This is a genomic window from Micromonospora mangrovicola (assembly GCF_047200535.1).
Lineage (GTDB): Bacteria > Actinomycetota > Actinomycetes > Mycobacteriales > Micromonosporaceae > Micromonospora.
This window is the reverse complement of record NZ_JBJZOG010000002.1, coordinates 70,584-96,282: the sequence shown is the minus strand read 5'-3', so window position 1 is coordinate 96,282 and position 25,699 is coordinate 70,584. Positions and strand designations below refer to the sequence as shown.

The following is a 25,699-nucleotide window of genomic DNA, read 5'->3' as shown; positions in this document are numbered from 1 at the left end:
CGTGCCCGGCATGGCCTTTCGGACGTGGAGCAGGCTGCTGCTCACGGCGCTCGGGGTGAGCGTGCTGGCCGGGGCCGGCCAGCTCGGCATCGCGTACGGCTTCGGTGTCGTACGCCTCGACGGCGCGTTCGCCGACGGCTCGGTCAACCGGTGGCCCGCCCAGCTCGCCTGGGTCGGCTGGTTCGCGGCGGTCGCCGCGGTGGCCGGTGCCGTGCTCACCGAACGCATCGCCCGCCGGGACCGGTTCCCGGCGGGCGCCACCGAACAGCTCTCCGTCGCCGGTGCCGCCGCGCTGGGCGCGACGGTGGTCGCACCGCTCTGCATGCAGCCGGCCCGCGCCGCCGAACTCGGCGGCACCGTCGACCCGGTGTGGGCGGTCGGCATCTGCGCGATCCTCGGCGCGGTGGTCGGGGCGGGCGCCTCGATCGCCGTCCTGCTCAAACCGCCGTTCGGGTGGAACATCGTGCTGACCGCCGCAGCCGTCTGGCTGCTGGCGCTGCTCTCCGTCGCGCCGACCGTGACCGCCGCCCGGCCGCTGCACACCGTACGCCTGGGAGTCCTCGAACCGTCCTGGCTGGACGCCGGGGTGGCGCAGCGCCTGGCCATGCTGATCCTGCCGACGGTGGCCCTGCTCGCCGGCGCGGCGGTCGGTGCGCTGGCCCGTCGCCGCGGCCACCTGCCGCTGGCCGGCGGGGCGGCCGGGGTGGCCGGGCCGGTGCTGCTGGCCTTCGCCTACCTGACGGCCGGCCCCGGCGACGCGGCCGACCGCTACCAGCTCGCCCCCTACTACGGTGCGCTGATCGCGATCGCCGCCGGCGCGCTCGGCTCGACCGCCGCCACGGTGCTGCGCCGGCCGGCCACCGGGGCCGGGTCCGCCGCCCTCGAGCCCACCGACATCCTCCAGCCCCTGCCCGCGTCTCCCGAGGTCCCCGGCAGCCCGACCACCGAGGCGTCGGTCCTGGCCAGGCGCCCGGACGGTACGGAACACGGACCGGCGCGCACCACCGGCGACTGGGCAACCGGCCCCACCGGGGCCGGCCGGCACACCCCCGCCCACTGGGACTGGCCGGCGCCCACCGGTGTCACGCCGGCACCGGCGGCCCGCGCCCAGCGGGGCGAGGTCCTCGCTGGCCAGGACACCCGCCACGAGGCGATGGTCGCGGCCGACGAGCGGAGCGACCCCGCGCAAGCCGGCCCGGCCGCCGGAAAGGGTTCGGACGAGCCGACGCGGACCGGCCGGCCCGACGCGCCGGGCCCGAACGAGCCTATGGCGGCCGACCGGCTCGACGCTGCGCCGCCGGACGACCCCAGGGCGGTCGCCGACCCGGGCACGCCCGAACCGGCCCGGACCAACCGGGCGGACGAGCCGCTCGGGGACGAGTCGCCGGTCGCCGGGCGCGACGCCGACGGCCTGACGCGGTCCCTGCCGGTGCCGGGGCTGCTGCCACCCGGGCGGCGCACCGCCGCGATCGACGTGCTGGCCGCGGGTCGCCCGACCGGCTCCGCCGCCACGTCGCCGCGGGTGTCCGCCGAGCACCATCCGGCACCGACCGGACGGGCGGACTTCCCGGCGCCCGCCACCGCCGAACCCGCCGGATCGACGTCGGACCTCGCACCGCCCTCGACGCCGGAACCGGCCGGGCCGGCGGCGGGGTCCGGGACGCCGGACGCACCGCCCGCGCCGGAGGGTCCCGGCACCACCCCCGCCGGCCCGCCGGCCACCTCCCCCACCGGTACCCGGTCGCGGCGGTCCTCGTCGCGTGCCACGGGGGGCGCCGGCGCGGGCCGGGCCACGGCGACGTCCGCCACCCGCCCGGCTGCGGCGGACCCGGCGCGGCCCGCACCGCCGGCCACCGAGATCTCGGGCGCCGACCGCCCCACGTCGACCGGGCCGCGCCCGGCCGGCCGGGCCAAGCGCCCGCGCAAGGGCCGTACCAGCCCGGAGCGGGCCGGGGCGACGGCGGCCACCGAGCCGGCCGACTCCCCCGCCACACCGCCGCCCGCCGGGACGCCCGACACGCCGGCCGGGGGCGCGCCGGAGGCCACCACCGGGGGGCGGCCGGAGGGGCGCACCTTCTTCGTCGACCCGGAGCCGGTCGGGGCCGAACCCGCCGGCCCGGTCGACGCCCCGGCACCGCCCCACCCCCGCTTCTCGATCTTCGACGACGTGCCGGACGGGCCGGGCAACGTCCGGCCGGCCTGGCCGATCGGGGCGCCGAACCGGAAGGGCGAGCCGACCGGCGACGCCGGCACGGACCGCGCCACGACCGGCGCCACCGGGCCGGACGACGCGGCGACCGAGCCGGCCCGGGTCGAGCCCGCGCCCCGCCCCCGCCACCGCGCCCTGCCGGACCTCGGGCGGGGTGCCGCCTGGGACGCCCTCGCCACCCCCCGGCACGCCCCCACCGCCCCGGACTCCCCGGAGTCCACGGAGGGCGGGCGGCACGCCGCAGCCTCCGCCGGGACGCCGCCGTCCGCCGAAGACCCGCCGGCCACCGAAGACCCGCCGGCCGGGGAGGACCCGGCAGCCCAGGGCGAGACGGCGGGCGAGCCCGCCGGCGGTAGGGCGAAGCTGCGGCGGGGCCTGTTCCGGCGCAACCGGGCCAAGGAGGCCGAGGCACCCGAGGCCGACCGCGACGCCGGCTCGCCGGCGCAGGACGACGAGTACGTCGACTGGGTCGCCGGCCTCGCCTCGGACGACACCGCCGGCGACGCGCGTACGCTGCGCACCGGCCGCCACCACCGCGACTGACCGCCGGGGGCGGGCCGGCGGCGCGACCGGCCCGCCCCCGGCGGGCGGTCAGGCCAGCGGCAGGTAGACCCGCGCACCGGCGGAGACGAACTCCTCGGACTTGTCCTTCATCCCCTGCGCGGCGTAGTCCTTCAACTCCTGGGTGATCTTCATCGAACAGAACTTCGGCCCGCACATCGAGCAGAAGTGGGCCGTCTTCGCCGGCTCCGCCGGCAGCGTCGCGTCGTGGTACGACCGCGCGGTCTCCGGATCCAGCGAGAGGTTGAACTGGTCCTCCCAGCGGAACTCGAACCGCGCCTTGGAGAGCGCGTCGTCCCAGGCCTGCGCCCCCGGGTGCCCCTTGGCCAGGTCGGCCGCGTGCGCCGCGATCTTGTAGGCGATCACGCCCGCCTTCACGTCGTCCCGATCGGGCAGCCCGAGGTGCTCCTTCGGCGTGACGTAGCAGAGCATCGCGGTGCCGAACATGCCGATCATCGCGGCGCCGATCGCCGAGGTGATGTGGTCGTACGCGGGCGCGATGTCCGTGGTCAGCGGACCGAGCGTGTAGAACGGGGCCTGGTGGCACCACTCCTGCTGGAGGTCCACATTCTCCTTGATCTTGTGCATGGGCACGTGACCCGGCCCCTCGATCATCACCTGGACGTCGTACTCCCAGGCCACCTTCGTCAGCTCGCCGAGGGTCCGCAGTTCGGCGAACTGCGCCTCGTCGTTGGCGTCCGCGATCGACCCCGGCCGCAGCCCGTCCCCGAGCGAGAACGTGACGTCGTAGCGGGCCAGGATCTCGCACAGCTCGCGGAAGTTGGTGTAGAGGAAGTTCTCCTCGTGGTGCGCCAGGCACCAGGCCGCCATGATCGAACCGCCCCGGGAGACGATTCCGGTCACCCGGTCCACGGCGAGGGGCACGTACGGCAGCAGCACCCCGGCGTGCACCGTCATGTAGTCGACGCCCTGCTCGGCCTGCTCGACGACGGTCTCCCGGAACACCTCCCAGCTCAGCTTCACCGGGTCGCCGCCGACCTTCTCCAGCGCCTGGTAGATCGGCACGGTGCCGATCGGCACCGGCGAGTTCCGCACGATCGCCTCGCGGGTCTCGTGGATCCGCTTGCCGGTGGACAGGTCCATCACCGTGTCCGCTCCCCACCGGGTGGCCCAGGTCAGCTTCTCGACCTCCTCGGCGACCGAGGAGGTGACCGCCGAGGTGCCGATGTTGGCGTTCACCTTCACCAGGAACGCCTTGCCGATGATCGCCGGCTCGCACTCCGGGTGGTTGACGTTGAGCGGCAGGACCGCCCGCCCGGCCGCGATCTCGTCGCGGACGAACTCCGGCGCGACGCCCTCCCGGATCGCAACGAACTCCATCTCCGGCGTGACGACCCCGGCCCGGGCGTACGCGAGCTGCGTCGGGCGTTTCCCGTCCACGCCCGCCAGCGGCGTCCCGGCGCCCCGCGCCGGGGCGACGTCGCCCCGCCCGGCGATCCACGGCCCGCGCAGCGGCGGCAACCCGACCTCCGGGTCGGAGCCGGGACCCGAGGTGTCGTAGAGCCGGACCGGCGGGTTCCCCCCGGCCAGGTCCACCTCGGCGAACGGCACCCGGAGGTCCGACCGCGACCCCTCCACGTAGACCTTGCGACGTGCCTGCATGACAGCCTCCCTCATGGTCGACAGGACCAGCCGAAGTGGTCCAGCGGGCCGCGTCCCGCGCCCAGTTCCCAGTGCCGCGCACCGGTCAGCGCGCGGGTCACGTACTCCTTGGCGGCGGCGACCGCGACCGGCACCGGGTCGCCGGCCGCCAGCCGAGCGGCGATCGCCGCCGAGAATGAACATCCGGTGCCGTGGTTGTGGCGGGTGGCCACGCGGGGCGCCCGCAGCAGCGTGGTCGTCCCCGCACCGACCAGCACGTCCACCGACTCGCCGTCGACGTCCACGTCCCCGCCGGTCACCACCACGTGCGCCGGGCCGCCGGCGGCCAGGGCCTCGGCCGCCGCGACCATCTCCTCGACCGTGCCCACCCGGCGTCCGGTGAGCGCCGCGGCCTCCGCGCGGTTCGGCGTCGCCACCTCGGCGTACGGGAGCAGCCGTTCCACCGCCTCCACCACGCCGAGCCGGTGTCCACTGGTGGCGACCAGCACCGGGTCGACGACCAGCCGGGGCAGCCGGCCGGCCCGTGCCGCCTCGGCCACCGCCTCGGCGACCGCCGGGGTGCCGAGCATGCCGGTCTTCACCGCGCGGACCGCGAAGTCGCCGAGCACGCTGTCGAGCTGGTCGCGGACGGTCTGCGGGGGCAGCGGCAGGACGGCGTCGACGTCCCGGGTGTTCTGCGCGGTGACGGCGGTGAGCACGCTGGTGCCGTACGCGCCGAGGGCGGCGAAGACCTTGAGGTCGGCCTGGATGCCGGCGCCCCCGCCGGAGTCCGAGCCGGCGATGGTGAGGATCGTTTTCGGCGTCACTCGTCCCCCCGGCTTGCGGTGACCGCCTCGTTGAAGGCGCTGCCCAGCGTGGTGGCCGTCCGGGTGGGGTCGTCGGCTCGCATGAGCGCGCCGAGCACGGCCACCCCGGCGGCGCCTGCCCCGACGCACGCCGTCACCTGCTCGGGCGTCTCGATGCCGCCGAGGGCCAGGACCGGGACCGGGCTGGCGTCGATCAGCTCGGCGAGTCCGGCCGCGCCGAGGGGCGGGCCGTAACCGGGTTTGGTCCTGGTCGGAAAGACCGGCGACAGCGTCGCGTAGTCCTCGGTGGTGAGCCGGGCGAGTTCCGCCTCGTCGTGGCAGGAGCGGCCGACCAGGCCGACGCGCGGCGGCGGGTAGGGGCCGGCGGCGGGCAGGTGCACGGCGTCCCCGTCGAGGGGGTCGGGTCCGGCGACGACCAGCGTTCCGCCGACGCCGGCCAGGATCGCGCGCAGCTCGACGGCGAGGGCGGCCCGCTCGGCGCGCGGCAGGTCCTTCTCCCGCAGCACCACCCAGCGCACTCCCCCGGCGACCGCCCCCGCGACCACCTCGACGAGCGCCCTCCGCGCCATCCGCCGGTCGGTCAGCAGCACCACGCCCGACGGCACGGCAGCACGCGGGATCTCGGCGGGTTGCGGCCCCCGGAAGGGCCGCCCTTCTCCGGGGTCCGCGACCGCGACGGCCGACGAGCGCGTCACAGCTCGGGCCGCCCGTCGTCCGGGGTGGAGGCGAGGGCGTGGAAGCGGCGGGCGATCCGGCCCGCCCGGTGGGCGAGGTGCCCGGCCGTCACCGCGTACCGCATGGCGGTGGCCATCGCCACCGGGTCCGCCGCCCGGGTGACCGCGCTGGCCAGCAGCACCGCGTCGCAGCCCAGCTCCATCGCGAGCGCCGCGTCCGAGGCGGTGCCGATGCCGGCGTCCAGGATCACCGGCACGGCCACGCTCTGCCGGATCAGCCGGATGTGGTGCGGGTTGCTCACCCCCAGCCCGGAGCCGATCGGGGCGCCGGCCGGCATCACCGCCGCGCACCCCACGTCGGCCAGCCGCCGGGCCAGCACCGGATCGTCCGAGGTGTACGGCAGCACGGTGAACCCTTCCGCGACCAGTTCCTCCGCCGCCCGCAGCAGCTCCACCCCGTCCGGCAGCAGGGTGCGCTCGTCCCCGATCACCTCCAGCTTCACCCAGTCGGTGCCGAACGCCTCCCGGGCCAGGTGGGCCACCTTGACCGCCTCCGCCGCGGTATGGCAACCCGCCGTGTTCGGCAGCACCCGTACGCCGCAGCGGTCCAACAGGTCGAGCAGCCCGCCCGCGGTGCCCGGGGCGGTGTCCACCCGCCGCAACGCCACCGTGACCAGCTCGGTACCGGAGGCCCGGACGGCCTGCTCCAACACGTGCAGGTTGGCCGCGCCGCCGGTGCCGAGGATGAGCCGGGAGCCGAAGTCGACCCCGCCGAGTTCGAACGGCATCCCGCTCACCCGCCCTGGGCGGCGCTGAGCACCTCGACCCGGTCGCCGTCCCGCAGCACGGTCGCCGACCAGCCACCGCGCGGCACCACCTCGCCGTTGACCGCGACGGCGAGTCCGCGCTGCTGGTCGGTGACCGTGCGGACGACGTCCGCGACGCTCGTCCCGCCGGGCACCTCACGCCCGGCACCGTTGACGATCAGTTGCACGTCTCCTCCTCGCTGGCGGATGCGGGCCGGCCCCGGCCCACGGTGGCCGGCGACGCGGCGCCGGCGAACCGGTCGGGGGTGAAGGGGGCGAGCAGCGGGTCCGGCTCGCCGGTGACGATCAGCTCGGTGACCAGGTCGGCGGTGACCGGGGTGAGCACGATGCCGTGCCGGTGGTGTCCGGTGGCGGCGAGCACGCCCGGCCGGCCGGGCAGCGCCCCGAGGATCGGCGCGTTGTCCGGCGTGCCGGGACGCAGCCCGGCGGACGTCTCCACCAGCTCGTACTCGGCCAGCCCGGGGACCAGGTCCACGGCCGCGCGGAGTAGCCGCAGCACCGCCCCGCCGGTCACCTCCGTGTCGGCACGTTCCTCGACGGTCGCGCCGACCACCACCTCGCCGCTGTCCCGGGGCACCAGGTAGACCGACTCGCCGTCCGCGTACCCCCGGATCACGTGCCGGAAGTCCGGTGCGCCGGGACCGGGCGCGCGGAGCCGGAGCACCTGGCCCTTCACCGGCCGGACCGGGAGCCCGGTGAGCGCCGCCGCGCCGCAACCGGCGGCGACCACGGTGACCCGGGCGTCCACCTGGGACAGGTCACCGACCGCGCCGGGCCGCCACACCGCGCCGGCCCGCTCGGCCGCGGCCCGCAACGCGGTGACCAGCCGGCGCGGGTCGACCTGATGGTCGCCGGGGGCGACCGCGCCGCCGCGCACCCGCGGGGCCAGCGCCGGTTCGCGGTCCCGCAGCTCCGAGGGGCGCAACGGCGTGATCGGCAGCCCCAGTCCCTGCTGGTACGTCCAGAGCCGGCCCGCCTCGGCCAGATCGTCGGCGGTCAGCCCGACCACCAGGGTGCCGTCGGTGCGGTACCCGAATTCGGCCCCGGCGGCCTCGGCCAGCTCGGCGGCGAAGCCGGGCCAGCGGGCGGCGGACTCGGCGAGCAGCCCGGTCAGCTTCCGCTCGCCGAAGTACGCCTCGGCGACCGGTGCCAGCATGCCCGCGGCGACGTGCGACGCCCCGGAGCCGGGTGCCGGATCGTGGACGACGACGCGCAGCCCGCGCTGCGCGCAGCGCCACGCGACCGCCAGCCCCACCGGCCCCGCCCCCACCACGGCGACGTCCGCGCGAGCGGGCCCCCGGTTGACGCCTCCGGTGGGGGAGGGCCCCCCGCTCAACACGCGAGTGCCCCGAGCAGCTCGGCCGCCGCCCGGGCGGGATCACCCGCCTGCGAGAGCGCCCCGACCACCGCCACCCCGTACGCCCCGGCGGCCCGCAGCGCCGGCACCGCCGCGGCGGTCACCCCGCCGATCGCGATCACCGGCACCGCCACCGCCGCGGCGACCGCGCGTACCCCTTCCAGGCCGATCGGATCGGGCAACCCGGTCTTGGTGGTGGTGGCGTGGCAGGGGCCGACACCCAGGTAGCTCGCGCCGGCGGCGACCGCCTCCGCGGCGGCCACCGGCTCCCGGGCGGTCGCGCCGAGCACGGCGCCGGCACCGAGCACCCGGCGGGCCGCCCCCACCGGCAGATCGTCCGCCCCGACGTGGCCACCTGCGGCGTCCACCGCCAGCGCCACGTGCAGCCGGTCGTTGACCAGGCACGACGCCCCGTACGGCCGGCACAGCGCGACCACCTGCCGGGCCAGCTCGTACGCCTCGCGGTCGGTGGCGTCGTCCTCCACCCGGACCTGGACGACCAGCTCGGCACGGGCCACCGGCAGGGCGGCGCGCAGCACGCCGAGCGGGTCCCGCCCCGGCCGGGTGTCGGTGATCAGATGCAGTCGTCCCAGGGACGGCACGGCAACACTCCTCCCTGCGCCGGCATTACCCGGATCAGGTTCGACGGTCGGGGGCTTCCAGCCCCCCTCTCAGCCCGGTGCACCGGGCTCCCGTGGGTCACTTGCGGCCTACCGTACGACGTTCCCCGGGATCCGCCAAGGGCGGGTGACACTTTTCCCACCCACCGTCCCGCATGGAGGGCCGGGACAACGGGTGACCGTCCATTCACGCCATGCTGTCCGGATGCCCTTGACCGCACCTGCCCCCGACGGTTGTCGCACCTGCCGCTCCGGTGTCGCACCTGCCGTTCCGGGCCGGACAGCACGCTGCCCCGGCGCCGTCGGCGCCGGGGCAGCGGAGATCCCGGTCAGAGGAGGGCGTCGAGGGCATCCAGGTCCTCGTCGGTGGGCTGCCAGGTGCCCGCCTCCGCGTTGGCGCGCACCTGCGCGGCGGTGGTGGCCCCGGCGATCACCGAGGTCACCGCCGGCCGGGCCGCGAGCCCGCCGATGGCCACCTGGAGCACGGTGAGCCCGCGCTCGGCCGCGTACGCCTCGATCGCCTCGATGGTGTCCCAGTCCGCCGCCGCCAGCCGCTCGGCGTAGCGGCCGCCGCCGGAGAGCCGGCTGCCGGCCGGGGGCGCCTCACCCCGCTTGTACTTGCCGGTGAGCAGGCCGTTCGCGAGGGGGAAGAACGGCAGCATGCCCAGGCCGAACCGCTCGCAGGCCGGGACGACCTCCGCCTCGACGGACCGCTGCAGAAGGTTGTAGTGGTTCTGTGCGGAGATGAACCGGGTACGGCCCTGGGAGGAGGCGGTCCAGTCGGCGTCGGCGATCTGCCAGCCGGCGAAGTTCGAGTTGCCGAGGTAGCGGACCTTACCGGCGCGGACCAGGTCGTCCAGCGCGGCGAGGGTCTCGTCGATCGGGGTCTCCGGGTCGGGCTCGTGCATCTGGTACAGGTCGATGTGATCGGTACCGAGCCGGCGCAGCGACGCCTCGACCGCGCGGGCGATGTACCGGCGGGCACCCCGGGCGCCGTGGTCCGGCCCGTTGAGGCCGTGCATGTCCATGCCGAACTTGGTGGCGACCACCACGTCGTCACGGCGTCCCTTGAGCGCCTGGCCGAGCAGCTCCTCGGAGCCGCCCTGGGGCTCGCCGTAGATGTCGGCGGTGTCGAAGAAGTTGATCCCGGCGTCGAGCGCGGCGTCGACCACCGCGCGGGTGCCGTCGAGGTCGAGTTTGCGGCCGAAGTTGTTGCAGCCGATGCCGACCACGGACACCACGAGCCCGGAGTCGCCCAACCGGCGGTAGGTCATCTCAGTCACGAGATCCACCCTATGCCGCCCGCCACGGGACCACCGGCGGCGCCGGTGGGCCCGGTCGGCCTCCCGGGTGAGTCGTTCACGACATCAGGTTCGTAGCGGCCCCGACACCTCGCCGCCGCCGACCACCGGCCCCTCAACCGAGCACGTCGGCGACCAGCCCCCGCGCCTCCGCCAGCGTCCGGGCCAGCTCCACCGGGGTACGCCCGACCGCGCCGAGCAGGGCCTGCGCCCGGGAGGCGAAGTCGGGCGGCGCGCCCGGCAGCCGCCCCGCCGAGGCGATCATGCCCTTCTCGTTGACCAGCCACCGCCCGGCCCGGCCGTGCAGGGCGTGGACCAGCACCCCGACCGCACGGAACAGGCAGCCGGCCACATACCCGGCGTCGCCGCCCGCGGCGCCCTTCGCCGCCCCGTCGAGCAGGAGGCCCGCCTCCCAGCCACCGGCCACCAGCGCCGCACCGAGTGCCGGCGGATAGGAGACCGTCTCCGCCCGCAACGCGGTCAGCTCCCCGGTCGGGTCACCGAGCAGCCGGCCGAGCGCCACCTCCCCCGCGTACGCGTGGGAGTAGAAACCGAGCGGGTGCCCGGGCTGCACGCCGACGGTGTAGCGGCCGGCCCGGCAATCGGCCCACACGGCGTGCACCCGGTCCAGGTCGCGGTAGATCCAGTCGACCGCCACCCCGCCGACGCGCAGCCAGCCGCCCCCGTCGACCCACGGCCCCCAGCCGCCCGGCCCGGTGAGCCGCACCTCGTCGTCGGCGACCGGGGCGGCCACCGCCCGCAGCCCGGCCACGTCGAGTTCTCCCCGGTAGTAGAGCCCCAGGTCCCAGTCGGAGTCGGGCCGGTGGTCACCCCGGGCCCGGCTTCCGCCGAGCGCCACCGCGACCACCCCGTCGACCGCGCAGAGCCGGTCGACCAGCTCCTCGCCGATCACGCGACATCCCAGACCGGCTCCGGGGTCTCCACCACCTCGCCGTCCCCCCGGAACAGCACGAACCGGTCGAAGGAGCGGGTGAACCAGCGGTCATGGGTCACCGCGATCACCGTCCCCTCGAACGCGGCCAGGCCCGCTTCGAGGGCCTCGGCGGAGGCCAGGTCGAGGTTGTCGGTGGGCTCGTCGAGCAGCAGCAGCGTCGCGCCGGAGAGTTCCAGCAACAGCACCAGGAAGCGCGCCTGCTGCCCGCCGGAGAGGGTGCCGAAGCGCTGGTCGCCCTGCCCGGCCAGCTCGTACCGGGACAGCGCCGCCATCGCCGCGTGCCGGTCCATCCCGGCCCGGTGCTCGTCGCCCCGCCACAGGATGTCGACCAGCGCCTTCTCCATCAACTCGGGCCGGTCGTGGGTCTGCGAGAAGTGCCCGGGCCGGACCCGCGCGCCGAGGCGTACCACGCCGTCGTGCGCGACGGGCGCGAGCGCCGCCGCGCCGTCGACCGGGGTGTTGGCCGGGTCCGGATCGGTGCCGCCGCGGGCGAGCAGGCGCAGGAAGTGCGACTTCCCGGTCCCGTTCGCGCCCAGCACCGCGACCCGGTCGCCGTACCAGAGTTCCAGGTCGAACGGGTAGGTAAGGCCGTCCAGTTCGAGCTGCTCGGCGATCACCGCGCGCTTGCCGGTCCGCCCGCCCGTCAGCCGCATCCGGATGTCCTGGTCCTTCGGGGGCACCGGCGGCGGTCCGGCCTCCTCGAACTTGCGCAGCCGGGTCTGCGCCGACTGGTACCGGGAGGCCATGTCCGAGTTGTACGCGGCCTTCTGCTTGTACATCAGCACCAGCTCGCGCAGCTTCTGGTGCTCCTCGTCCCAGCGTTTGCGGAGCTCGTCGAGGCGGGCGTGCCGGGCCACCCGCGCGGCGTGCCAACTGGCGAAGCCGCTCGGGTGCACCCAGGCGCTGCCGCCCTCCACGGCGACGACCCGGTCGGCGGTCTGCGCCAGCAGCTCCCGGTCGTGCGAAACGTAGAGCACCGACTTGCCGGACTCCCGCAGCCGCCCCTCCAGCCAGCGCTTGCCGGGCACGTCGAGAAAGTTGTCCGGCTCGTCGAGCAGCAGCACCTCCTCGGGGCCGCGGAGCAGCAGTTCCAGGGCGAAGCGCTTCTGCTGGCCGCCGGAGAGGGTCCGCACCGGACGGTCCCGAACGGCGTCCCACGGCAGGTCGAGCACGACGGTGGCGACGGTGTCGAAGAGCACCTCCGCGTCGTACCCGCCGACCTCGCCCCAAGCCGCCAGGGCGTCCGCGTACGCGAGCTGGGCCTTGCCGGCGGCGGTGCTGTACTTGCCGCGGACCTCGGCCACCCGCATGGCCGCCTCGGTCTCGGCGAGCCGGCGGCCGGCGTCGCGCAGCGCCGGCGGGGCGAGCGAGAGCGCCAGGTCGGCGAGCGTGGACTCGTCCCCGATCATGCCGATGAACTGCCGCATCACGCCGAGCCCACCGGAGCGGGCGATCGCGCCGGTCTTCACCACCAGGTCACCGGCGACCATCCGGAGCAGGGTGGTCTTGCCCGCGCCGTTGGGGCCGACCAGGGCCACCTTGGCGCCCTCGCCGACCCGGAACGACACGTCGGCGAAGAGCTCCCGGCCGTCCGGAAGGATGTGCCCGACCCCAGCCACGTCCACGTATCCCACCCGGGCATCCTGCCCGAGGGGCCGGGACGGGCGACACTCGATTACCGGGTGACCCGCAGCACCCGGTAGCCCTTCTGGCTGGCGTGCCGCGCCACCTGCCAGCCCTGCTCGACCAGCCAGCTGTGCAGCGAGTCGCCACCGAGGTGCCGGGCGACGACCAGCCAGGCCACCCCGTCCGGGGCGAGCCGGGGCAGCCAGCGCAGCAGCAGTCCGTGCAGTTCGGCCTTGCCGACGTGGATCGGCGGGTTGGACCAGATCTGGGCGAAGGAGATGTCGTCCGGTACGCCGTCCGGCGGGACCACCCGTACCCGCTCGGCGGCGCCGACCCGGGCGGCGTTGGTGGCGGTGAGCTCACGGGCGCGCTGGTTGACGTCTACCGCCCAGACGGTGGCGGCCGGCGCGGTGCTGGCCAGTACGCAGGTGATCGGGCCGAAGCCACAGCCGATGTCGAGCAGCGGACCGGTGGCGTCGCCGGCCGGCAGCTCGGCCTTGCGCAGCAGCACGGCGGTGCCGGGGTCCAGCCGGTCGGCCGAGAAGACCCCGCTCGACGAGGTGAGGGTGTAGTCGCGCCCGGCGACGGAGAAGTCGACCTCGCGCGGCCGGGCGGCGGTCGCGGGCTCAGCGGTGAAGTAGTGGTCGCCGGTCACGTGGGGAATTGTCGCACCGCTCAGTCGGGGCCGGACGGCGGTGTGGCGGGCGGAGATGACGCCACTCTGCCGGAATTTCCCGGAATTACCCACTAAAGGGATAATCGCCCCCTAGGGTGGCTCACATGGTGTATCGGTACGAGTCCGATGAGGACGCCTTCCTGGAGTATCCGAGGCCCGGGTCGGACCCGTCGATGTCCGGTGCCACGCCGCCTCCGCCGGCGGGGCCCTCGCCGTCCCGCTTCCCGACCCCGTCCCTGCCTCCACCGGTCCGGCCCACCCGGCCGGAAGCCGACGTCGCCTACCCGCCGGCCCCGGCCCATCCGATGGCCGAACCCGCCCCCGCACCGGTCACCATCCCGGTGCCGCAGCCGACCACCAGCGCCACGTCCCGCCCGGCACACAACCCGGGCCTGCGGACGACCGAGCCGCTGGACCTGCCCCGCACCCGCCGGGACGAACGTCGGCGCGGCGGCCGGACCTGGCAGGCACTGATCGGCGGGGCCGCCGTCCTGGTCCTGCTCGCCCTCTGCGGGCTGGCCGTCGCCGCCCTGCTCCAGGACCGCACCGGCACCCCGCAGGCCGGCACCCCCACCGGCCAACCGGTGGTGGAACAGTCCGCCGTCGCCGACGGGACAGAGCTGGACTCCCGGGATACCGACCAGCTGGCGCTCTCCGTCAAGGAAGTCTTCCCGGGCCGGCAGTTGGTGGTCACCGACGGCCAGCCGGCGTACGACGTGTTGCGGACGAGCTCCAGCGGCAGTTGCGCGGTCGCGGCCACCGGCGAGATCGCCGACCTGCTGGTCCGCCTCGGCTGCAGCCAGGTGGTCCGGGCCACGCTCCGCTCCCCTGACGGGAGGTACCTGCTCACGACCGGCCTGTTCAACCTGACCGACGTGGCCAGTGCCCAACGCGCCCGGGACCGCATCCGGCCGATGCTCGACGGGCGGCAGGGCCGGTTCCGTGGCTTGGCGGCCGGCGACGGCACCGAGAGCGTGGCCAAGGCCGCCGCCCGGGTCGGCTGGCAGGTCCGCGGCCACTACATCGCGTACTGCCTGGTCACTCGGGCAGACGGGGAACGGATCGGCTCCACCGACGCCAAGGCCCGCGAGATCCTCTACGACCTGATCGAGCTCTACCTGAACCGTGGGGTGCTCGACCGCCGGGCGAACGGCGGGGTGGCGAGCCAGCCCACCGACGCTCCGACGGACGGCGTCACCGGCCAGGACGGCACCGGCAACTGAGAGACGCCGCCAGCGGCCCGTCGTCCCCGTTCAGCCCTCGGCGACGGGCACCCGGAGCCGGCGGGTGAGTTCGGCGCGGTAGGCGTAGCCGGCGGCGTCGACCGGGTAGCCGACCTCGACCAGGGCCAGCCCGTGGGCCGGTGCGACGGTCACCTCGCTGGACCGTTCCCGGCGGCTGAGCAGGCTCGCCGGCCACTCGACCGGCCGCCGCCCGTCCCCAGCGACCAGCATCGCGCCGACCAGGCTGCGCACCATGTTCTGGCAGAACGCGTCGGCCTGCACGGTGGCGACCAGGATCCCGTCCGGGTCGCGGCGCCAGTCCAACCGGGTCACCTCGCGCAGCGTGGTGGCGTTCTCCTTGCGCCGGCAGTACGCGGCGAAGTCGTGCTCCCCCACCAGCCCGGCCGCCGCGGCGTTCAACGCCGCCAGGTCCAGCGGCTTCGGCCAGGCCAGGGTGTCCGTGCGGCGCAGCGGCTCGGCACCCCACGGGGCGTCGGTGACCCGGTACTCGTAGCGGCGGAAGGTGGCCGAGAAGCGGGCGTCGAACTCGGCCGGCACCTCGGTCATCGCGCGTACCCGCACGTCGGGCGGGAGCAGCCGGGCCAGCCGGCGCAGCAGCCGCCCCTCGTGCTGCCGCCACACCTCGGTCGGCAGGTCGAGGTGGCAGACCTGCCCGCTGGCGTGCACGCCGGCGTCGGTCCGGCCAGCCACCGTCAGCCCCGTCGCGGTGCCCGCGCCGAGCACCAGGTCCAGCGTCTGGGTCAGGACGCCGGCCACCGTGCGCCGGCTGGGCTGGGCGGCCCAGCCGGAGAAGTCGGCGCCGTCGTACGAGACGTCCAGCCGCAGCCGGGTCCGCTCGTCCACTTCGTACCTCCCGTTCACGCCGTCGGGCCCGGCACCCCACGAGGGGTGCCGGGCCCGACGATGCTGCCTGTGCTCAGGCCTTCTCGTTCTCGGTGGCCTCGTCGCTGTCCTCGCGGGCGGCGGCGGTGTCACCCGAGGCCGAGACCGGGGCCTCGGCGTCCTGGTCACCCTCGCTGGACTTCGGGGTCTCCTCGGCCGGAGCCAGGGCCTCGACCTTGTCCTGCTGGGCGGCCTTGCGGGCGGCGGTCTTCTTGTTCGCCTTCGGCTCGGCGACCTGAAGCTCCTCGACCAGCTCGATGATCGCCATCGGAGCGGCGTCACCCTTGCGCGGACCGGTCTTCACGATCCGGGTGTAGCCACCGTTGCGGTTGGCGTACCGGGGCGCGATCTGGTCGAACAGGGCGTAGACCACGTCCTTGTCCTTGACGACGGACAGCACCCGCCGCCGCGAGGCGAGGTCGCCCCGCTTGGCCTTGGTGATCAGCTGCTCGGCCAGCGGACGCAGCCGCCGGGCCTTCGTCTCGGTGGTCTGGATCTTGCCGTGCTGGAACAGCGAGGTGGCCAGGTTGGCCAGCATCAGCCGCTCGTGCGCGGGGCTGCCGCCGAGGCGGGGGCCCTTGGTGGGCGTGGGCATTGTTGGTGCTCCTCAGATGTGGCGGCAGCCGGACTTAGAGCTGCTCGGTCTCGCGGTAGTCGTCGGTGTCGTAGTCGGCCTCGCCGAAGGCGTCCACGACGTGCGCCGGGTCGAAGTTCGGAGCCGAGTCCTTCAGCCCCAGGCCCATCCCGGCGAGCTTCATCTTGACCTCGTCGATCGACTTCTGACCGAAGTTCCGGATGTCGAGGAGGTCCGCCTCGGTACGCCCGATCAGCTCACCAACGGAGTTGATGCCCTCGCGCTTGAGGCAGTTGTAGGAGCGGACGGTGAGGTCCAGCTCCTCGATCGGCAGAGCCAGGTCCGCCGCCAGCTGTGCGTCCTGCGGCGACGGCCCGATGTCGATACCCTCGGCGGTCTCGTCCAGCTCCCGGGCCAGCCCGAACAGCTCCACCAGCGTCGAACCGGCGGAGGCCAGCGCGGTACGCGGGCCCATCGACGGCTTGGTCTCGACGTCGATGATCAGCCGGTCGAAGTCGGTCCGCTGCTCGACGCGGGTCGCCTCGACGCGGTACGTCACCTTGAGCACCGGCGAGTAGATCGAGTCGACCGGGATCCGGCCGATCTCGGCGCCCGCCTGCTTGTTCTGCGCGGCGGTGACGTAGCCCCGACCCCGCTCGACGGTCAGCTCCATGTCGAGCCGGCCCTTGCCGTTGAGGGTGGCGAGCTTCAGGTCCGGGTTGTGCACCGAGACACCGGCCGGGGGCTGGATGTCACCGGCGGTCACGTCGCCCGGGCCCTGCTTGCGCAGGTACATGCTGACCGGCTCGTCGTGCTCGGAGCTGACGCAGAGCTCCTTGATGTTCATGACGAGCTCGACCACGTCCTCCTTGACCCCGGGGATCGTGGTGAACTCGTGCAGCACACCGTCGATCTTGATCGAGGTGACGGCCGCACCCGGGATGGACGACAGCAGCGTGCGCCGCAGCGAGTTGCCCAGGGTGTAGCCGAAGCCCGGCTCCAGCGGCTCGATGGTGAACCGGGAGCGGGTCTCGTTGATCGACTCTTCGGAGAGAGACGGTCGCTGGCTGATGAGCATTTCTTCTCTTCTCTTCCGGGGCGCCCGCTATATGACGCCCGCGACATGAACTGTTCCGGTGGCCCGCCCCGCAGGGCGGGCCACCGCAACGAGCCCTTACTTCGAGTAGAGCTCGACGATCAGCTGCTCCTGGACCTGGGTGTCGATCACCTGGCGGGCCGGGAGCGAGTGCACGAGGATCTTCATCTGGCTGGGGATGGCCTCGAGCCACGCCGGAACGGTCTTGGAGCCGGCCTCGGCCTGCGCGACGATGAACGGGGTGAGCTCCTTGCTCTTGCCCCGGACCTCGACGATGTCGTGCTCCTTGACGCGGTACGACGGGATGTCGACCTTCTTGCCGTTCACCGTGAAGTGACCGTGCTTGACCAGCTGACGGGCCATGTCCCGGGACTTGGCGTAGCCGGCCCGGTAGACCACGTTGTCCAGCCGCGACTCGAGGATCTGCAGGAGAACCTCACCGGTCTTGGCCTTCTTGCTCACGGCCTCTTCGTAGTAGCCGCGGAACTGCTTCTCCAGCACGCCGTAGACCCGGCGAGCCTTCTGCTTCTCACGGAGCTGGAGCAGGTACTCCGTCTCCTTGGTGCGGCCGCGGCCGTGCTGCCCGGGCGGGAACGGCCGGGACTCGAACGGGCACTTCGGGCCATCGCACTTGCTGCCCTTGAGGAACAGCTTCATCTTCTCCCGCCGGCAACGGCGGCAGTCAGCACCGGTGTAACGAGCCATCTCTCTCTAACCTCTCAGACCCGGCGACGCTTCGGCGGACGGCACCCGTTGTGCGGCTGCGGGGTGACGTCGGAGATCTGACCGACCTCGAGGCCCACGGCCTGCAGCGAGCGGATGGCGGTCTCCCGGCCGGAGCCGGGACCCTTGACGAACACGTCGACCTTGCGCATGCCGTGCTCCATGGCCCGACGCGCGGCGGCCTCGGCGGCCAGCTGAGCGGCGAACGGAGTCGACTTGCGGGAGCCCTTGAAGCCCACCTGGCCCGAGGAGGCCCAGGAGATGACCGCACCGGTCGGGTCCGTGATGGACACGATGGTGTTGTTGAAGGTGCTCTTGATGTGCGCCTGCCCGTGGGCGACGTTCTTGCGTTCCTTGCGCCGGACCTTCTTGACGGCGGCTCCGGCACGAGCCTTCGGTGGCATAAGTCTGTGCGCTCCTAGTTACTTCTTGCCGGGCTTCTTCTTGCCGGCGACGGTCCGCTTCGGGCCCTTGCGGGTCCGCGCGTTGGTCTTGGTCCGCTGGCCACGCACGGGCAGGCCCCGGCGGTGCCGGATGCCGGCGTAGCAGCCGATCTCGACCTTGCGGCGGATGTCAGCGGCGACCTCGCGGCGCAGGTCGCCTTCGACCTTGTAGTTGCCCTCGATGTGGTCGCGGAGCTGGACCAGCTCCTCGTCCGTGAGGTCCCGGACACGCTTGTCCGGGGAGATGCCGGTGGCGGCCAGGGTCTCCAGGGCGCGGGTGCGACCGACCCCGAAGATGTAGGTGAGCGCGATCTCCATCCGCTTCTCGCGGGGGAGGTCCACGCCGACTAGACGTGCCATGTGCGGGCGTACTCCTCGTGATGTTGTTGCGGAGGTGTGGACCCGTCCCACCCCGCTACCGACCGTCCCTGTCCTTCCGGCGCGTTCCGCGCCGGCGACCGGGATCGGTCGCTGCCCGAGCGGGCCCCGGCCTCCGACCGGGGGTCAACCACGAGGGAGTACGCGCTGCGTACCGCTCGCGGCTGGGACGAGCTGACGATGTGCTGTCGGGATCTGCGACCCGGGCCGACCCGACCGGCCGTCACGGCCGGTGGGAGTGGCTCAGCCCTGGCGCTGCTTGTGGCGCGGGTCCTGGCAGATGACCATGACCCGGCCGTGCCGGCGGATCACCCGGCACTTGTTGCAGATCCTCTTGACGCTCGGCTTGACCTTCACGGTTGCCTTACTTCCCATCTGGCCCGGAGGCGCGACAACGCGCGACGCCGGACGTCGAAGACGGACACGGGGACGTCCCGGCCGTCGTCAGGCTTACTTGTAGCGGTAGACGATGCGCCCGCGGGTCAGGTCGTACGGCGACAGTTCGACGACGACCCGGTCCTCCGGCAGGATGCGGATGTAGTGCTGCCGCATCTTGCCGCTGATGTGGGCGAGCACCTTGTGGCCGTTCGCGAGCTCCACGCGGAACATGGCGTTCGGCAGGGGCTCGATGACCCGACCCTCGATCTCGATGGCTCCGTCTTTTTTCGGCATGTCCTCCGCTGTCCTGACGTCGGTTGCTCCGGATGGCCCACAACGCCTTACACGGGTGAAACTGACCAAGGTCAGAAACCCGCGCCAGCCGCGGCTCCGACACCCACCGAAGCGCGGGTGGGCATGCCGGAGTGGACGCTGTGCGCCGATCAGAAAGTGTACGCCCGCCTGCGCGCCGTCGCCAAACCGGCCGCCCGTTCGGTGACCGCGGCGGGGGAAATTCGCCACGCCCGGGCGACCTGCCGTGACGCCGGCCACATATGGCCTGGGTCAGCCCCGGCGACCGTCCCGGCGTCCCCGTCGGGCCTTCCTGCCACCCCGCGCGCCCGGGTGCCGCCCGTGCCGGTCGTGGCCGCCCATCGTACGCAGCAGCAGGAGCACTCCCCACGGACCGAGAACCCAGGCCGGCCAGTAGTGGTCCACGGACCCGGAACCGAGGGAGGTGATGAGCCAGATCACGCTGAGGATCCCCGCGACCCGCAGCCACGGCGACCAGATCCCGAGCAGCCCGCCGCCGTGCCCGGCGTGGCCGGCCCGCACGCCCGGTTCGGTCACCGGGGCCGGGGCCGGGGCCGGGGCCGGCGCGACCTCGGCGCGCTGCGGCGGGACCGGCCCGGGCAGGTCGGCCAGGACCGCGTCCAGCTCGGCGTACGTCTTCGCGCCGTACGTCCGGCCCAGGCGCTCGTCGTACTCGTGGAGGTCGAGCCGGCCCTCCTCCAGGGCCACCCGGAGCCGCTCGGCCGTCGTCTCCCGGTCGGCGTCGGCCGCCCGCATCCCGCTCCGCTCCATGAAGGCAAGCATGACACTGCGGCGCCACCGGCGACAGCAGGCCGGGTCGGGACGATCGCCGCGGCGGTGACGGCCGGTCCGGAACCACCTGACCTGCCCGGAACTTCCCGATCGGCGGCTACGAACCTGATGACGCACACGAATCGCCGCGGATCATGGCCGGGAGCACGAGCCGGAGCCACCCGGCCAACGCCTTCCAGACGCCGATCCGTGCGCCACCCCAGGTGCGTGGCGACGCGTCGGGCACATCGACCGACACGGTCGCCGCCACGGAGCCGGAACAGTCAGGCCGCCGGGGAGTCCGCCGGCTGCCGGGAGGTGACCACGTCGCCGAGGCGGGACCGGCCGCCGTCCTCGGCGGTCAGCACCCACACCCCGTCGTCGAGCAGGGCCATCGAGTGCTCGACGTGCGCCGCCATCGACCCGTCCCGGGTCACCACGGTCCAGCCGTCCGCCAGCTCCTCGGTCCGGGGCGAGCCCATGGTGATCATCGGCTCGATGGCCAGCGCCATGCCCGGCACCAGCCGGGGGCCCTTGCCCGGGCGCCCGTGGTTCAGCACGTGCGGGTCCTGGTGCATCTCGGTGCCGATCCCGTGGCCGCCGTAGCCGTCGACGATGCCGTACCGGCCGCCCTTGCGGATCGCGTTCTCGACCGCGTGGGAGATGTCCGTGAGCCGGCCCTTGCCGCTGGCCGCGCCCCGGGCCGCCGCCGCGATCCCCGCCCACATCGCGTCCTCGGCCACCGACGCCATCTTCAGCAGGGCCGGGTCGACCTCGCCGACGCCGACCGTGATGGCGGCGTCGCCGTGCCAACCGTTCAGGACCGCGCCGCAGTCGATCGAGATCAGGTCGCCCTCCCGCAGCGCCTGCTTCGACGCCGGGATCGCGTGCACCACCTGCTCGTTCACCGACGAGCAGATCGACGCCGGGAAGCCGTGGTAGCCCTTGAACGACGGAATCGCACCAGCCTCCCGGATGGTGGCCTCGGCGATCGCGTCCAGGTCGGCGGTGGTCACCCCGGGGGCGACCGCCTCCCGCATCCGACGCAGCGCGCGGGCGACCACCAGACCGGCGGCCCGCATCAACTCGATCTGGTCGGGGGTCTTCAGCTGGATGTCCAGCTGGGGACGACGCATGGAGGCGTTACCTTTCGTTGCGCGGATCAGCGGGGCACGCCGGACGTACCCCGCTGTTCGCACTCTATCCGCCGGGATCCCCGGCGGGACGTCAGCCGCCGTACGAGCGCAGCGCGTCGATGGCGCGGACGGTGACGTCCTCCACCGGCCCGGTCGCGTCGATGCCGACGAGCTTGCCCTGGGCACCGTAGTAGTCGACCAGCGGCGCGGTCTCCTCGGCGTACACCGCCAGGCGGGCCGCAATGGTCTCCGGCTTGTCGTCGTCGCGCTGGAACAGCTCGGCGCCGCAGCGGTCGCAGACGCCCTCACGGGTGGTGGCGTCGAACTCGACGTGCCAGATCTTGCCGCAGCCGCGGCAGGTGCGCCGGCCGGAGAGTCGCCGGATCACCTCGTCGTCGTCGACGACCAGCTCCAGGACCAGGTCCAGCGCGGTGCCGAGGTCGGCGAGGAGCTTGTCCAGCGCGGCGGCCTGCGGAATCGTCCGCGGGAAGCCGTCGAGCAGGAAACCCTCGCTGGCATCGGGCTCGGCGAGCCGGCCCCGCACCATGTTGATGGTGACCTCGTCGGGGACCAGCTTGCCGGCGTCCATGTACCGCTTCGCCTCGACCCCCAGGGGCGTGCCCTGGGTGACGTTGGCCCGGAAGATGTCACCGGTCGAGATCTTCGGCACCGAGAGGTGGGCGGCGATGAACTCCGCCTGTGTGCCCTTGCCCGCGCCCGGCGGGCCAACCAGAACGAGTCGCATCTACCGCAGGAACCCTTCGTAGTTCCGCTGCATGAGTTGGCTCTCGATCTGCTTCACGGTCTCCAGACCGACGCCGACCATGATGAGCACAGCGGTGCCGCCGAACGGGAAGTTCTGGAACTGCTGGTTGTCGAGCCAGATGAAGAAGAAGTTCGGCAGGATCGCGATGATGCCCAGGTAGAGCGCGCCCGGCAGGGTGATCCGGCTCAGGATGAAGTCGAGGTACTCGGCGGTCGGCTTGCCGGGGCGGATGCCCGGCACGAAGCCGCCGTACTTCTTCATGTTGTCCGCGACCTCGGTCGGGTTGAACGTGATCGACACGTAGAAGTACGTGAAGAAGACGATCAGCAGGAAGTAGATCGCGATGTGCTCCGGCGCGCTCGCCTTCACGATGTGGTTCTGGATCCACGCCTGGGTCTTGCCCGGGTTGTTCGGGTCGAAGAACTGAAGGATGAGCGTCGGCAGGTAGAGCAGCGACGAGGCGAAGATGACCGGGATGACGCCGGCCTGGTTCACCTTCAGCGGGATGTAGGTGGAGGTGCCGCCGTACATCCGCCGGCCGATCATGCGCTTGGCGTACTGCACCGGGATCCGGCGCTGCGCCTGCTCGATGAAGGTGACCGCGGTGATGACCAGCAGGACCAGGGCGATGACGAGGAAGAACATCCCCCAGCCCTTGGTGGTCTTGATCTTCCAGCCCTCGCTGGGGAGCCGGGCCGCGATCGAGGTGAAGATCAGGACGGACATGCCGTTGCCGACGCCGCGGTCGGTGATCAGCTCGCCGAGCCACATCACCACACCGGTGCCGGAGGTCATGGTCATGACCAGGATGGTCAGCGTCAGCCAGTCCGGGATCCCGGTGCCCTTGGGGACGATCGGGAACTGGTCGCACTGGTTGTTGAACAGCTGGCCGGAGCGGGCCAGCGCCACGAACGCCGACGACTGCAGGATGCCCAGGCCCAGGGTCAGGTACCGGGTGTACTGGGTGATCTTCGCCTGGCCGGCCTGGCCCTCCTTGCGGAGCTGCTCGAGCCGCGGGATGACCACCGTCAGCAGCTGCAGGATGATCGACGCGGTGATGTACGGCATGATGCCGAGCGCGAAGACCGACAGCTGCAGCAGCGCGCCACCCGAGAAGAGGTCCAGCAGGTTCAGCACGCCGGTGCTGCCGCCCTGGAGGGTGTCGAGGCACTTCTGGACGTTGCCGTACGAGACGCCGGGGCTGGGCAGCGTGGCGCCGAGCCGGTAGACCGCAATGATGCCTACTGTGAACAGCAGCTTCTTGCGCAGGTCAGGCGTACGGAACGCACTGAGAAAGGCGGACAGCAACTTCTTCCTCCTGCGCGACGCGGGCCGCCGGTGATGATCCCTGGCGGAGCGGGGTGGGTGCCGGGCGAGCGCCCGATATCCATAGCTGGGATGGGACTCTAACAGCCCCGCCCCGGTCCGGGCAGATGTGCCCGGCTACATAAAACGAATCCGATGTTACCCGGTGCACATCTGCCCGGTAGACCGTGGCGCCCGCCCAGTTGTGGACAACTGAGCGGGCGCCATGGACAGTGCCTTACAGCTCGGTGACCGAGCCGCCGGCAGCGGTGATCTTCTCCTTGGCCGACGCGCTGAACGCGTGCGCCGACACCTGGAGCGCCACGCCGCCGAGGTCGCCGGTGCCGAGCACCTTGACCGGCTGGCCCTTGCGGACCGCACCGGCCTCGACCAGCTCGACCGGGCCGACCTGGCCGCCGTTCGGGAAGAGCTCGGCGAGCCGGTCCAGGTTGACCACCTGGAAGACGACCTTGAACTTGTTCTTGAAGCCCTTCATCTTCGGCAGGCGCATGTGGATGGGCATCTGCCCACCCTCGAACGCCGGCGAGATGTTCTTCCGGGCCTTCGAACCCTTGGTACCGCGACCGGCGGTCTTGCCCTTCGAGCCCTCACCGCGACCCACACGGGTCTTGTCGGTCTTGGCCCCGGGCGCCGGACGCAGGTGGTGGACCTTGATCGTCATTACTCGACCTCCTCGACCTTCACGAGGTGGTTGACCGTGAAGATCATGCCGCGGATCTCCGGACGGTCCTCCTTGACCACCACGTCGTTGATCCGCTTGAGACCGAGCGAACGCAGCGAGTCACGCTGGTTCTTCTTGGTCCCGATCTCGGACCGGACCTGGGTGACCTTCAGGCGTGCCATCAGGACGCCACCCCCGCCCGCGACGCCAGCATGGCGGCCGGCGCAACGTCCTCGACCGGCAGACCACGACGGGCCGCGACCGCCTCGGGCGACTCGAGCGCCTTCAGGGCCGCCACCGTGGCGTGCACGATGTTGATCGGGTTGGACGAGCCGAGGCTCTTGGAGAGCACGTCGTGGATACCCGCGCACTCCAGCACGGCACGCACCGGACCACCGGCGATGACACCCGTACCGGCCGAGGCCGGCTTGAGCAGCACCACACCGGCCGCGTCCTCGCCCTGCACCGGGTGCGGGATCGAGGCGCCGATCCGCGGCACCTTGAAGAAGTGCTTCTTGGCCTCCTCGACACCCTTGGCGATCGCCGCGGGCACCTCCTTGGCCTTTCCGTAGCCCACGCCGACGGTGCCGTCGCCGTCGCCCACGATCACCAGGGCGGTGAAGCTGAAGCGACGACCACCCTTCACGACCTTGGCGACGCGGTTGATCGCGACGACCCGCTCGAGGTGCGGGGTCTTCTCGACGGGCGCGTTTCCGCGGCCGCCCTCACGGCGGTTGTCGCGGCGACCACCCTCGTTGCCACCGGACCCGCCGCCACGGCGCTGTTGACCTGGCATCAGCAGCCTTCCTTCTCTCTCGTGACGGGGTTTCTAGAACTCGAGCCCGGCTTCGCGGGCGGCGTCGGCAAGCGCGGCGACCCGCCCCGCGTACCGGTTGCCACCGCGGTCGAAGACGACCTTCGAGACGCCGGCGGCCTTGGCCCGCTCGGCGAGCAGGGCGCCGACCTTGCCGGCCAGGGCGCTCTTGTCGCCCTCGGCACCGCGCAGCGAGGCGTCCATGGTCGAGGCCGACGCCAGGGTGTGGCCCTTGGCGTCGTCCACGATCTGGGCGACGATGTGCCGCAGCGAGCGGGTGACGACCAGGCGCGGACGCTCGGCGGTGCCGCTGATGTTCTTGCGGACCCGGAAGTGCCGACGCGCACGCCCGACGGCACGCTTGGCGGCGACGCCGCGGCGGCGCTTGAGCAGCGTGGCGCTCACTTCTTACCTGCCTTTCCGGCCTTACGGCGGATGACCTCGCCCTGGTACTTGATGCCCTTGCCCTTGTACGGCTCCGGCGGGCGGATCTTCCGGATGTTTGCGGCGATCTCACCGACCTGCTGCTTGTCGATGCCGGCCACGTGGAACAGCGTCGGCTTCTCGACCGTGAAGGTGATGCCGTTCGGCGCCTGCACCAGGACCGGGTGCGAGAACCCGAGCGCGAACTCCAGGTCCTTGCCCTTGGCGGTAACACGGTAACCGGTACCGGCGATCTCGAGGCTCTTCTTGTAGCCCTCGGTCACCCCGACGATCATGTTGGCCACCAGCGTACGGCTCAGGCCGTGCAGCTCCTTGGCCTTGCGCTCGTCGTTCGGTCGGTTGACCTGCAGCGCGCCGTCCTCGGCCCGCTCCGCCGTGATCGGCTCGGCCAGCACGTGGCTCAACTCGCCCTTGGGGCCCTTGACCTTGACGGTCTGGCCGTCGATCGTGACATCGACGCCGGCTGGCACCGGGATCGACTTACGTCCAATTCGCGACATTTCTACCGTTCTCCCG

Annotated in this window: 30 protein-coding genes and 1 riboswitch; of the genes, 2 read left to right on the top strand and 28 right to left on the bottom strand. The window is 73.1% G+C overall.

Going from position 1 to position 25,699, the window contains the following annotated elements; genetic code table 11:
- The first annotated feature begins 10 nt into the window (after positions 1 to 10).
- Positions 11 to 2,752: a hypothetical protein gene (locus ACL02O_RS01370; RefSeq protein ID WP_412816059.1), complete on the top strand. Its 2,742-nt coding sequence runs from the start codon at positions 11 to 13 to the stop codon at positions 2,750 to 2,752.
- Positions 2,753 to 2,800: 48 nt separating this feature from the next.
- On the opposite strand, the gene thiC is transcribed toward ACL02O_RS01370, so the two are convergent.
- The 11 genes from thiC to ACL02O_RS01315 form a co-directional block, all read right to left on the bottom strand.
- Complete coding sequence (gene thiC / locus ACL02O_RS01365; RefSeq protein WP_412816058.1) at positions 2,801 to 4,393, bottom strand: phosphomethylpyrimidine synthase ThiC; 1,593 nt, start codon at positions 4,391 to 4,393, stop codon at positions 2,801 to 2,803.
- A gap of 11 nt (positions 4,394 to 4,404) precedes the next feature.
- Positions 4,405 to 5,199 (bottom strand): bifunctional hydroxymethylpyrimidine kinase/phosphomethylpyrimidine kinase, encoded by a 795-nt coding sequence (gene thiD, locus ACL02O_RS01360; protein WP_412816057.1) that lies wholly within the window; start codon positions 5,197 to 5,199, stop codon positions 4,405 to 4,407.
- Positions 5,196 to 5,804 carry a thiamine phosphate synthase gene (locus tag ACL02O_RS01355; RefSeq protein WP_412816056.1) on the bottom strand — a complete coding sequence of 203 codons (609 nt, stop codon included), beginning with the start codon at positions 5,802 to 5,804 and terminating at the stop codon, positions 5,196 to 5,198. Before ACL02O_RS01355 ends, thiD begins: the two co-directional genes overlap by 4 nt.
- An 86-nt stretch (positions 5,805 to 5,890) precedes the next feature.
- Complete coding sequence (locus ACL02O_RS01350) at positions 5,891 to 6,670, bottom strand: thiazole synthase (RefSeq protein ID WP_412816055.1); 780 nt, start codon at positions 6,668 to 6,670, stop codon at positions 5,891 to 5,893.
- Positions 6,667 to 6,867, bottom strand: a complete 201-nt coding sequence (thiS, locus tag ACL02O_RS01345; protein ID WP_412816054.1) for a sulfur carrier protein ThiS — start codon at positions 6,865 to 6,867, stop codon at positions 6,667 to 6,669. Before thiS ends, ACL02O_RS01350 begins: the two co-directional genes overlap by 4 nt.
- Positions 6,858 to 8,039 carry a glycine oxidase ThiO gene (gene thiO, locus ACL02O_RS01340; protein ID WP_412816053.1) on the bottom strand — a complete coding sequence of 394 codons (1,182 nt, stop codon included), beginning with the start codon at positions 8,037 to 8,039 and terminating at the stop codon, positions 6,858 to 6,860. Before thiO ends, thiS begins: the two co-directional genes overlap by 10 nt.
- Positions 8,033 to 8,659, bottom strand: coding sequence for a thiamine phosphate synthase (gene thiE, locus ACL02O_RS01335; protein WP_412816052.1), 627 nt, complete (start codon positions 8,657 to 8,659; stop codon positions 8,033 to 8,035). Before thiE ends, thiO begins: the two co-directional genes overlap by 7 nt.
- Positions 8,654 to 8,762: riboswitch (TPP riboswitch) on the bottom strand. It overlaps the preceding gene by 6 nt.
- Positions 8,763 to 9,006: 244 nt before the next feature.
- Entirely contained in the window at positions 9,007 to 9,969 is a 963-nt protein-coding gene (locus ACL02O_RS01330) for an aldo/keto reductase (protein ID WP_412816051.1), read from the bottom strand.
- A gap of 124 nt (positions 9,970 to 10,093) precedes the next feature.
- Positions 10,094 to 10,891 carry a nucleotidyltransferase domain-containing protein gene (locus ACL02O_RS01325; RefSeq protein WP_412816050.1) on the bottom strand — a complete coding sequence of 266 codons (798 nt, stop codon included), beginning with the start codon at positions 10,889 to 10,891 and terminating at the stop codon, positions 10,094 to 10,096.
- On the bottom strand, positions 10,888 to 12,567 hold the full coding sequence (locus ACL02O_RS01320) for an ATP-binding cassette domain-containing protein (RefSeq protein ID WP_412816049.1): 1,680 nt from the start codon (positions 12,565 to 12,567) through the stop codon (positions 10,888 to 10,890). Before ACL02O_RS01320 ends, ACL02O_RS01325 begins: the two co-directional genes overlap by 4 nt.
- A gap of 41 nt (positions 12,568 to 12,608) precedes the next feature.
- Complete coding sequence (locus ACL02O_RS01315) at positions 12,609 to 13,214, bottom strand: class I SAM-dependent methyltransferase (protein ID WP_412816048.1); 606 nt, start codon at positions 13,212 to 13,214, stop codon at positions 12,609 to 12,611.
- A gap of 125 nt (positions 13,215 to 13,339) precedes the next feature.
- On the opposite strand from ACL02O_RS01315, the gene ACL02O_RS01310 reads away from it, so the two are divergent.
- Positions 13,340 to 14,458, top strand: coding sequence for a hypothetical protein (locus tag ACL02O_RS01310; protein ID WP_412816047.1), 1,119 nt, complete (start codon positions 13,340 to 13,342; stop codon positions 14,456 to 14,458).
- Between the two features lie 30 nt (positions 14,459 to 14,488).
- Here the strand turns inward: ACL02O_RS01310 and truA are convergent, their stop codons facing one another.
- From truA to rplF, 17 genes are all read right to left on the bottom strand, one after another.
- Positions 14,489 to 15,322, bottom strand: a complete 834-nt coding sequence (truA, locus tag ACL02O_RS01305; protein ID WP_412816046.1) for a tRNA pseudouridine(38-40) synthase TruA — start codon at positions 15,320 to 15,322, stop codon at positions 14,489 to 14,491.
- Between the two features lie 73 nt (positions 15,323 to 15,395).
- Positions 15,396 to 15,956 (bottom strand): 50S ribosomal protein L17, encoded by a 561-nt coding sequence (rplQ, locus tag ACL02O_RS01300; RefSeq protein ID WP_412816045.1) that lies wholly within the window; start codon positions 15,954 to 15,956, stop codon positions 15,396 to 15,398.
- A gap of 34 nt (positions 15,957 to 15,990) precedes the next feature.
- On the bottom strand, positions 15,991 to 17,013 hold the full coding sequence (locus ACL02O_RS01295) for a DNA-directed RNA polymerase subunit alpha (protein ID WP_007073009.1): 1,023 nt from the start codon (positions 17,011 to 17,013) through the stop codon (positions 15,991 to 15,993).
- Positions 17,014 to 17,109: 96 nt separating this feature from the next.
- A complete protein-coding gene (gene rpsD / locus ACL02O_RS01290; RefSeq protein WP_412816044.1) occupies positions 17,110 to 17,736 on the bottom strand; it encodes a 30S ribosomal protein S4 in 627 nt (208 codons plus the stop codon).
- 14 nt (positions 17,737 to 17,750) lie between these two features.
- A complete protein-coding gene (rpsK, locus tag ACL02O_RS01285; protein WP_013288613.1) occupies positions 17,751 to 18,158 on the bottom strand; it encodes a 30S ribosomal protein S11 in 408 nt (135 codons plus the stop codon).
- A gap of 18 nt (positions 18,159 to 18,176) precedes the next feature.
- Entirely contained in the window at positions 18,177 to 18,557 is a 381-nt protein-coding gene (rpsM, locus tag ACL02O_RS01280; protein ID WP_412816043.1) for a 30S ribosomal protein S13, read from the bottom strand.
- 261 nt (positions 18,558 to 18,818) lie between these two features.
- Positions 18,819 to 18,932: a 50S ribosomal protein L36 gene (rpmJ, locus tag ACL02O_RS01275; protein WP_073834917.1), complete on the bottom strand. Its 114-nt coding sequence runs from the start codon at positions 18,930 to 18,932 to the stop codon at positions 18,819 to 18,821.
- 93 nt (positions 18,933 to 19,025) lie between these two features.
- On the bottom strand, positions 19,026 to 19,247 hold the full coding sequence (gene infA, locus ACL02O_RS01270; protein WP_007073013.1) for a translation initiation factor IF-1: 222 nt from the start codon (positions 19,245 to 19,247) through the stop codon (positions 19,026 to 19,028).
- A 270-nt stretch (positions 19,248 to 19,517) separates the two neighbouring features.
- The gene (locus tag ACL02O_RS01265) at positions 19,518 to 20,036 is read right to left on the bottom strand and encodes a DUF1707 SHOCT-like domain-containing protein (protein ID WP_412816042.1); all 519 of its coding nucleotides are present in this window, start codon (positions 20,034 to 20,036) and stop codon (positions 19,518 to 19,520) included.
- 284 nt (positions 20,037 to 20,320) lie between these two features.
- Positions 20,321 to 21,172 (bottom strand): type I methionyl aminopeptidase, encoded by an 852-nt coding sequence (gene map / locus ACL02O_RS01260; protein WP_412816041.1) that lies wholly within the window; start codon positions 21,170 to 21,172, stop codon positions 20,321 to 20,323.
- 91 nt (positions 21,173 to 21,263) lie between these two features.
- Positions 21,264 to 21,917 carry an adenylate kinase gene (locus ACL02O_RS01255; RefSeq protein ID WP_412816040.1) on the bottom strand — a complete coding sequence of 218 codons (654 nt, stop codon included), beginning with the start codon at positions 21,915 to 21,917 and terminating at the stop codon, positions 21,264 to 21,266.
- A complete protein-coding gene (secY, locus tag ACL02O_RS01250) occupies positions 21,918 to 23,246 on the bottom strand; it encodes a preprotein translocase subunit SecY (protein WP_412816039.1) in 1,329 nt (442 codons plus the stop codon). It lies immediately after the preceding gene.
- A gap of 235 nt (positions 23,247 to 23,481) precedes the next feature.
- Positions 23,482 to 23,925: a 50S ribosomal protein L15 gene (gene rplO / locus ACL02O_RS01245; RefSeq protein ID WP_123240576.1), complete on the bottom strand. Its 444-nt coding sequence runs from the start codon at positions 23,923 to 23,925 to the stop codon at positions 23,482 to 23,484.
- Positions 23,925 to 24,107 carry a 50S ribosomal protein L30 gene (gene rpmD / locus ACL02O_RS01240; protein WP_013473693.1) on the bottom strand — a complete coding sequence of 61 codons (183 nt, stop codon included), beginning with the start codon at positions 24,105 to 24,107 and terminating at the stop codon, positions 23,925 to 23,927. The genes rplO and rpmD overlap by 1 nt, the downstream gene beginning before the upstream one ends.
- Positions 24,107 to 24,721 carry a 30S ribosomal protein S5 gene (gene rpsE / locus ACL02O_RS01235; RefSeq protein WP_073834922.1) on the bottom strand — a complete coding sequence of 205 codons (615 nt, stop codon included), beginning with the start codon at positions 24,719 to 24,721 and terminating at the stop codon, positions 24,107 to 24,109. Before rpsE ends, rpmD begins: the two co-directional genes overlap by 1 nt.
- Before the next feature lie 33 nt (positions 24,722 to 24,754).
- A complete protein-coding gene (gene rplR / locus ACL02O_RS01230) occupies positions 24,755 to 25,144 on the bottom strand; it encodes a 50S ribosomal protein L18 (protein WP_459560879.1) in 390 nt (129 codons plus the stop codon).
- Positions 25,141 to 25,683: a 50S ribosomal protein L6 gene (rplF, locus tag ACL02O_RS01225; protein WP_412816038.1), complete on the bottom strand. Its 543-nt coding sequence runs from the start codon at positions 25,681 to 25,683 to the stop codon at positions 25,141 to 25,143. The genes rplR and rplF overlap by 4 nt, the downstream gene beginning before the upstream one ends.
- Positions 25,684 to 25,699 lie beyond the last annotated feature (16 nt).

Coding starts and splice junctions, on each gene's coding strand:
- rpsE (WP_073834922.1), bottom strand. CDS start 24,721: ATGCCAGGTCAACAGCGCCGTGGCGGCGGGTCCGGTGGCAACGAGGGT.
- rplF (WP_412816038.1), bottom strand. CDS start 25,683: ATGTCGCGAATTGGACGTAAGTCGATCCCGGTGCCAGCCGGCGTCGAT.
- rplQ (WP_412816045.1), bottom strand. CDS start 15,956: ATGCCCACGCCCACCAAGGGCCCCCGCCTCGGCGGCAGCCCCGCGCAC.
- rpsD (WP_412816044.1), bottom strand. CDS start 17,736: ATGGCTCGTTACACCGGTGCTGACTGCCGCCGTTGCCGGCGGGAGAAG.
- rplO (WP_123240576.1), bottom strand. CDS start 23,925: ATGACGATCAAGGTCCACCACCTGCGTCCGGCGCCCGGGGCCAAGACC.
- ACL02O_RS01310 (WP_412816047.1), top strand. CDS start 13,340: ATGGTGTATCGGTACGAGTCCGATGAGGACGCCTTCCTGGAGTATCCG.
- thiC (WP_412816058.1), bottom strand. CDS start 4,393: ATGCAGGCACGTCGCAAGGTCTACGTGGAGGGGTCGCGGTCGGACCTC.
- infA (WP_007073013.1), bottom strand. CDS start 19,247: ATGCCGAAAAAAGACGGAGCCATCGAGATCGAGGGTCGGGTCATCGAG.
- ACL02O_RS01370 (WP_412816059.1), top strand. CDS start 11: ATGGCCTTTCGGACGTGGAGCAGGCTGCTGCTCACGGCGCTCGGGGTG.
- rpmD (WP_013473693.1), bottom strand. CDS start 24,107: ATGGCACGCCTGAAGGTCACCCAGGTCCGGTCCGAGATCGGGACCAAG.
- rpsM (WP_412816043.1), bottom strand. CDS start 18,557: ATGGCACGTCTAGTCGGCGTGGACCTCCCCCGCGAGAAGCGGATGGAG.
- rpsK (WP_013288613.1), bottom strand. CDS start 18,158: ATGCCACCGAAGGCTCGTGCCGGAGCCGCCGTCAAGAAGGTCCGGCGC.
- ACL02O_RS01265 (WP_412816042.1), bottom strand. CDS start 20,036: ATGGAGCGGAGCGGGATGCGGGCGGCCGACGCCGACCGGGAGACGACG.
- ACL02O_RS01255 (WP_412816040.1), bottom strand. CDS start 21,917: ATGCGACTCGTTCTGGTTGGCCCGCCGGGCGCGGGCAAGGGCACACAG.
- ACL02O_RS01295 (WP_007073009.1), bottom strand. CDS start 17,013: ATGCTCATCAGCCAGCGACCGTCTCTCTCCGAAGAGTCGATCAACGAG.
- map (WP_412816041.1), bottom strand. CDS start 21,172: ATGCGTCGTCCCCAGCTGGACATCCAGCTGAAGACCCCCGACCAGATC.